The sequence below is a fragment of the Aldersonia kunmingensis genome, from assembly GCF_001646865.1.
GTDB classification, from domain to species: Bacteria; Actinomycetota; Actinomycetes; order Mycobacteriales; family Mycobacteriaceae; genus Aldersonia; species Aldersonia kunmingensis.
The window spans coordinates 1-1,507 of the sequence record NZ_LRRB01000213.1; the positions used below are offsets into that span (position 1 = coordinate 1).

1 protein-coding gene is annotated in these 1,507 nt (G+C 65.3%); it reads right to left on the reverse strand.

Translation table 11 applies throughout. From position 1 onward, the window contains the following. Positions 1–583: Ig-like domain-containing protein (locus tag A8G08_RS16600; protein WP_169823323.1), on the reverse strand; the 583-nt coding region annotated here is incomplete at its 3' end. Between the last annotated feature and the right edge of the window lie 924 nt (positions 584–1,507).

The window sequence follows — 1,507 nt, forward strand, 5'->3', positions numbered from 1 at the left end:
ACGAACGACCCGGGAGCACCACTGAAGGTCGCGGTGATCGAGTGCGAACCCGCGGTGGACGAGCCTGGCTCAGCGTCGCGGTGCCGCCGGTGACGTCAACCGGTGCGCCGATCGGGGTACCGCCGTCGAGGAACTGCACGGTGCCGCCGGTGGGTGCGGGCGAGACCGTCGCGGTCAGGTTCACCGACGCGCCGGTGGTCGCCGTCGCCGGCACCGAGAGCGTGGTGGCAGTGGCAACATCAGGGGTGCTGACCGCGACCGTGGCAGCCGCCGACGTGGAACCGTTGAACTCAGCCGTACCGCTGTACACCGCGGTCACCTGATGGTCACCGTCGGTGGTGAACGCCTGCGACAGGGTCGCCGTGCCGCCGGTGACGTCAACCGGTACGCCGATCGGGGTACCGCCATCCATGAACTGGACGGTGCCACCGTCCGGGGTCGGGCTGACCGTCGCCACCAGATCCACCGGCGCACCGTTCGTCGCCGTTGCCGGGGCCGCCAGCGTGGTCGTGGTGTCGGCCGGGATGCTGGCCTGGACCGTCCGTATGAACGGCAACTGGCCGGCGGTTGTCGACTGGCTCACGGGCGCAGCCGACGCCGCCCCCACGCCGAAGGATGCGGCGAAACCCGCTATGGTCGCTACCGTGCTCGCGCCGGCTAATAGCCGACGCAGTTTCTTGCTCTGCACTCTCGAGAACCTCCCAATCTGGACGCGCCGACCAGAAGCGGTGCGCTTGCTCAAGCACGCCGGAAGGAAGTCCGCGCGCTGACTGGGCACATCGCGCCGGATGTCAAATCGTTACCAAACAACTGATCCGACAGCCGTCCCCTCGGTGACGGACACGGCACGAATCTGGCGATGTGCCGAGACACTGAGGGAACTGACAAGATCAGTCATCGTGCTCGTGGCGGAATCCGATCCATCGACGCAGTCCAGTCGTATCGACCGCGGTGATTATCGTGTACACCCTCCGCGTCAACGACCAGGCGCGGAATACCGACGCGAGCATGCCGCCGAACTCGACTTCGAGCAGCGGGCGTGGGAGTACAAACGCGTCGCTCTCATCGACTTGATCGGCGCGTGCGAGACCTTACGGGGGGCCATCCGACCATCGGCACTGCATCAGATCGGCACTCACGAAATAGACGACGACACTCGGCGTGGGCGAGTGTTTCGTACGGATCGATGTACTCCCCCTTTGATTGCCCCGCCGTTCCGGCGTGGCCGGTCGGGACCGACGTCATCCGCTGCGGGTTCGCCCCAAGGAGCGACAGTCAAACGATTCCGGGTCGGAGGCCAGGTTCTTCCCGGAGCGCCCAAATCGCCGGGCGCTCTCTCGGCGCGATCGGGTGCGAGCATTTATTGACGTGATTCAGGCAAGCGCCCGCGCATCCAGTGCAACTTCGACAAGCGATTCTCGTGACAGGTTGCAAAGAACAGGAATCGAATACACGGGAGCGACCAAGTTTTGGTCGAGCGGAGCACAGTTTCCCGAGTCGAGGAATG